Here is a 5009-nt window from a genome sequence, read left to right as displayed (position 1 = left end):
CTTAAACATTTTCGGATATTAACAGAACGCTATAGAAATAGACGGAAACGCTTTGGTCTAAGAATGAATTTAATTGCTGGAATGGTGAATTGGATGCTCTTAAATTAACTTTCGCAAGAGGTCTATTGATAGATCAATTGAAATGTTTAAAGTGGATGGAACAGCAAAAATAAAAAAGCCCAGTAATAAATACTGGGCTTTTTTGAATTTGGCGTCCCTACGGGGATTCGAACCCCGGTTACCGCCGTGAAAGTGCTGGGGACATGCATTCAAGAGAAGGGTAACCATGTTCAGAAACAATCAAAGCAACTTGATTAAAAGCAGCCTGAATAAAGTCTGATTTAGTTTTGAAAGCGAAATTTTCTAAACTCATTTAAAATGCTCCAGATAATTTCGATAACACTGGGGAAATCATGAATCTACTAATCATTGTCATCATCATTGGAGCAATTGCTTTATTTGTATTAAAAAATGGAAACAATGGAAAAAAAGAGAAAGGTGCTAGAACACCAATTACAGGTAAACGTCCTTTAACTATGAATGAACAACCAATGTTTATTCGTTTGATTGAAGCTTTACCTGAATACGGAGTTTTAGCACAAGTAGCATTTAGCTCATTCATGACAGCTAAAGGATATGCAACGCGTAATTTATTTAATCGTAAAGTTGCTGATTTTGTTGTGATAGATAAGAACTTCAACATTGTAGCCATAGTTGAATTAGATGATTCATCACACAAGGGGCAAGAAGATAATGATGCAGAAAGAGATGCTTTAGTTAATGAAGCAGGTTTCAGAGTAATTCGATATAAACGAACACCTGATATTAACCAAATCCGTTCAGACTTCGGTCTAAGATAACACTTCATAAAAAGCCCATTGATTTTTTACCCCATGAACTTTATGTTCATGGGGTAAGTCAAGAGGTGTAAAGATGAGTAAAGAGTTAGTTGAACTAATAGACCATGCAAGATGGAAAGCAGGCAGCTATAAAGCTGTTGCTGAAAAAATGGGAATTAGTGCAGGAAGATTATCAGACTTTAAACATGGGACTAGAATCCCATCGACATTAAATATTTGTCAACTTGCTGATATTGCGGAACTAAATGTTGCAGAAACACTATTCCAGATATTAGAAAAGCTCGACACTTAACATGCCGAGCTTTACAGAATTTGGCGTCCCTACGGGGATTCGAACCCCGGTTACCGCCGTGAAAGGGCGATGTCCTAGGCCTCTAGACGATAGGGACTTCTAGAGTATTCTGATATTAAGTGGCGTCCCTACGGGGATTCGAACCCCGGTTACCGCCGTGAAAGGGCGATGTCCTAGGCCTCTAGACGATAGGGACACATCAGAAGGTGCGCGTATAATAGGGTTAATCTAAAAGTATGTCAAATATTTTTTATGAAAAAATATGAAAAATAGTTATGAATGAATGTTAAATCATCAAATTTCGCTATTTTTATGATTTTACGTATGTTTTTTCAACAAAATGCTGAATTTAAGTTTTAAACATGTGTCTGCCAATCAAGCACGTGCTTGAAATTGAGGTAGATCATAAATTAATTCCAATACTCGTCGAATCACCATCGGGTGTTGTAAATAACCAATAATTTCATGTGGTTTGTCAGCGAAGGTGGTAATCAGTTTATTGTTGATTTGTGGATGAAAATCAAAAACAGGTGGTAGCATTGGAAAAGTTGTGAGGTAATCTTCTTGTGAATAAAAATTATGCCAGTCGCCACTCAGAACTTTGGGTTTTTGTAGAGGATGAGCAAGGTGTCGCTGCATAACGTTGAAAGGCAAAGGTGAAGCCAGAGTAATAAAACGTTTAATCTCATACTGGTTTGATAACTCATGCAGTAGGTTATAAGCCACGACTGTTCCTAAAGAATGTGCAATCACAATATGCCGTTGATGAGGTTCAAAGCATGACAAAATTCGCTCATGGACTTGTTGTTTAAATTCTGGGTTGTACCAGTACAGATAGACTTCACACAGAAACTTCTGGATGAGTGATTCATGAAGATCTGGAAAATGATTGAGGAGCATCACCATCTCTTTGAGTATGCGGTCTTTAGCGAGCTGGGAGAGCACAAAAAAACGGTTTTTCATTGAATAAGGTTGATGCTGGGCATCATGAGGAAGTAAAGGAATTTCTGCGAGTGCCTGTTTAAGTGCATCACTTCGTTGTTGGCGAATACGTGGCAACTTGGCCAAGAATGACCAGTTCGGGCGTAAGGTTTCGAGGTTGATGGCTTTACGGTGATTGAACTCATTTAAAATATCACCATAAAAAGGAAAGGCAAGATCAAGTTGATCAACATTGACGTGTGCCTCAATTTTATGCATGCCAGTATTAAAGACATTGAGCCAATATTCCTGAAAGGAATTTGCATCAAAAATCTGTTGCTTAATGCCATGAATAAAAATGATTTTCATCGATAGGTATCACTTCATTTTATAAATAATTTTATTTGATTATAAAAACAAAATAAAAAAAGTGCAGCATTGCTACACTTTTTTATAAAACCGATGCTTCTCAGTCAATCTTTAATTTTAGTCTTTATCTCGATATAAAAAGTAATGACTGATATAGCATAAGGCAATAAAAATTAAACAACTATAGAAGCCAGGTAGCATTGAGCTGTCTTGCGTCATACTAATACAGGTAATCACACAGAACACAAAACCTAGAATGGGTGTCACTGGGAACAATGGCGCAGCAAAACGTAAGTCTGCAATGCTGTGTCCAGTTTTATACCACTGGCGACGGAAATTGAACTGGCACACACAAATTGCTGTCCAAACGATCACCATGGTAAATGCTGCAACGCCCAACAAGTTTTTGAAAATGGTTTCTGGTGCGAATTGTTCAGAAAGTAAGCCGGGAAGTGCACCAAACATGGTGACAATAATTGCGATAATTGGGGTGCCGTGTTTGGTGAGTTTAGAGAAAATCGCAGGTAATTGGCGTTTAACTGACAATGACCACATCATACGAGATGCAGCATATAAGCCTGAATTTGCCGCAGACAACAGTGCCGTAATAATCACAAAGCGAATAATATCTTCAGCGTATGGAATTCCCATATAACTGAATACGGTCACGAAAGGACTGTTACTGACATGGTCAGAACTCAATCCTGCTTGTTGGTAAGGTAACAATGCACAGATCACCACAATTGTACCCACAAAGAAAATCAATAAGCGCCAAATAGCTGCATTGATTGCCTTGGGAACATTGTGAGCAGGATCTTCAGTTTCTCCCGCTGCGACACCAATCAGCTCTGTACCAGAAAAGGCAAAATTCACAATCAGCATGGTTGCAAAAATAGGCATCAAGCCTTTCGGGAACCAGCCTTGAGCTAGCAGGTTGTTGAACAATGGTGCGTGGGTTTCACCATGATAAGAAATCACGCCCAAAATTGCCAAAAGCCCGAGCAAGATAAAGCTAATGACCGTGACCACTTTAACCAAAGCCAGCCAAAATTCAGACTCGGCAAACATACGAGTCGAGCTGATATTTAAGATAAAAACAATCGCTGCAAAAATAACAGTCCAAATCCACATGGAAATATGCGGGAACCATTCCTGCATGAGCAGTGCAGCAGCGGTAAATTCGGTGCCTAGTGTAGCTGTCCATGTGAGCCAGTATAACCAAGTAATCATATAGCCTGTACCTGGTCCAATATACTTGTTGGCATATTCACCAAAAGAGCCTGAAACAGGCATATGTACGGCCAGTTCGCCTAAGCACAGCATCACCATATAGGCGATTAAGCCACCGAGAAAATAAGAAACAATGGCACCTACAGGCCCCGTTTGTGCAATGACTTCACCCGACCCTAGAAATAGACCTGTGCCAATGGCACCGCCTAATGACAGCATAACGAGGTGTCGAGTACTCATAGCGCGTTTAAGTGGCGCAGAATTGCCCTGATGCGATGCATCATTCGGAGAGTGAGATGACTGCATGGGAAATGAGAAATACAAAAAATGAAGCGGGTTATTTTAGAGAAAACCATTAAATGTGCAATAGCTGTCTAGTTTTTGTTAATTTTGAGAAATAGGCAATAAGATGCAAACATATCCAAATGTAATTTTTAAGTTTTTTGAAACAAAGACTAAAAAAAGTGCATGATATGCTTTGTTTTAATCATTGAATTGAATATGACTACACTTTTATTGAGTTCTATTGTCCCCATCTTGCTTGCTTTGCTCGGTGGATGGTTATTGGGTCGGGTGGTGACTGTACCGATCAAAACATTGGCGATTGGCAGCATTGGTTATTTGGTCTGGGCTTTGCTCATGGTGATCGGTTATCAGTTCGCAGATGTGTTATTTCAGCCCAATGTGGGGTGGAAAGTCTTACGTGAAAGCTTTATTTACGCCAGTATTTTATCGGTCAGCAGCTTTTTATTATTACTTGCCCGACCCGTTCAAGAGCATGGAATTGAACATTCAATGCGTGATTTTCGTGACTTGCTCAAGCCCTTGCAAGAATGCTGTATGGCGATGTTGATGGTTGGGCTAGGTATGTTGAGTTATTTGATCTTGCCACATGGTTTGCACGCGGCACAATTTTCACATGCGTTGCTGTTGATTTTAATTGTACTGATTGGAATTGATCTATCTACAGTACGTTTGGCACGTTTAACCAGACAGCAGATTTGGGTGCCTTGTGCCATGCTATTCGCGATTTTTATCGCAGCGTATATTGCACACTGGTTGTTACCGCATTCATTTACTGCATTATTAACGGTTGCAAGTGGTTTTGGCTGGTTTAGTTTGTCAGGTTCTTTGGTGACAAATTTGTTGGGTAAGGAAATGGGCAGCTTTGCCTTGCTCACTGATCTGATCCGTGAGTTTTACGGGATTTTATAGTCAAACTACTTTATTATTCATACAAGATTCGAAAAAAACTCGAAATAACTCATCGACTGAGTCGATCAACCATTCTTTACGCTTACGTTTAACCCATGCCCACATCTGTTCTATAGGATTTA

At 39.4% G+C, this 5009-nt stretch carries 5 protein-coding genes, 2 tRNA genes and 2 pseudogenes; 4 read left to right on the top strand and 5 right to left on the bottom strand.

Going from position 1 to position 5009, the window contains the following annotated elements:
• Positions 1 to 108 (top strand): annotated as a pseudogene (locus GBN19_RS14550) (IS5/IS1182 family transposase); the annotation flags it as partial.
• A 130-nt stretch (positions 109 to 238) separates the two neighbouring features.
• On the opposite strand, the gene GBN19_RS16275 reads toward GBN19_RS14550, so the two are convergent.
• On the bottom strand, positions 239 to 373 hold the full coding sequence (locus GBN19_RS16275) for a hypothetical protein (RefSeq protein WP_266095390.1): 135 nt from the start codon (positions 371 to 373) through the stop codon (positions 239 to 241).
• Positions 374 to 413: 40 nt separating this feature from the next.
• On the opposite strand from GBN19_RS16275, the pseudogene GBN19_RS14545 reads away from it, so the two are divergent.
• Positions 414 to 854 (top strand): annotated as a pseudogene (locus GBN19_RS14545) (DUF2726 domain-containing protein); the annotation flags it as partial.
• Positions 855 to 933: 79 nt separating this feature from the next.
• The gene (locus GBN19_RS14540; protein WP_151778616.1) at positions 934 to 1152 is read left to right on the top strand and encodes a helix-turn-helix domain-containing protein; all 219 of its coding nucleotides are present in this window, start codon (positions 934 to 936) and stop codon (positions 1150 to 1152) included.
• Between the two features lie 21 nt (positions 1153 to 1173).
• Here GBN19_RS14540 and GBN19_RS14535 read toward each other — a convergent pair.
• From GBN19_RS14535 to GBN19_RS14520, 4 genes are all read right to left on the bottom strand, one after another.
• Positions 1174 to 1249 (bottom strand) — tRNA-Glu (locus GBN19_RS14535).
• Positions 1250 to 1272: 23 nt separating this feature from the next.
• Positions 1273 to 1348 (bottom strand) — tRNA-Glu (locus GBN19_RS14530).
• A 179-nt stretch (positions 1349 to 1527) separates the two neighbouring features.
• Complete coding sequence (locus GBN19_RS14525; protein WP_151778615.1) at positions 1528 to 2442, bottom strand: hypothetical protein; 915 nt, start codon at positions 2440 to 2442, stop codon at positions 1528 to 1530.
• Between the two features lie 117 nt (positions 2443 to 2559).
• The gene (locus GBN19_RS14520) at positions 2560 to 3978 is read right to left on the bottom strand and encodes an amino acid permease (RefSeq protein WP_151778614.1); all 1419 of its coding nucleotides are present in this window, start codon (positions 3976 to 3978) and stop codon (positions 2560 to 2562) included.
• Positions 3979 to 4173: 195 nt separating this feature from the next.
• Here GBN19_RS14520 and GBN19_RS14515 point away from each other — a divergent pair, with 195 nt between their 5' ends.
• Positions 4174 to 4887 (top strand): LysO family transporter, encoded by a 714-nt coding sequence (locus GBN19_RS14515; protein WP_228271296.1) that lies wholly within the window; start codon positions 4174 to 4176, stop codon positions 4885 to 4887.
• The last annotated feature ends 122 nt before the right edge of the window (positions 4888 to 5009 follow it).

It is taken from the genome of Acinetobacter brisouii (genome assembly GCF_008993995.1).
In the GTDB taxonomy this organism is placed as follows: Bacteria; Pseudomonadota; Gammaproteobacteria; order Pseudomonadales; family Moraxellaceae; genus Acinetobacter; species Acinetobacter brisouii_A.
Note: the sequence above shows the minus strand (reverse complement) of the source record. Positions and strands in the feature narration are given on the sequence as shown.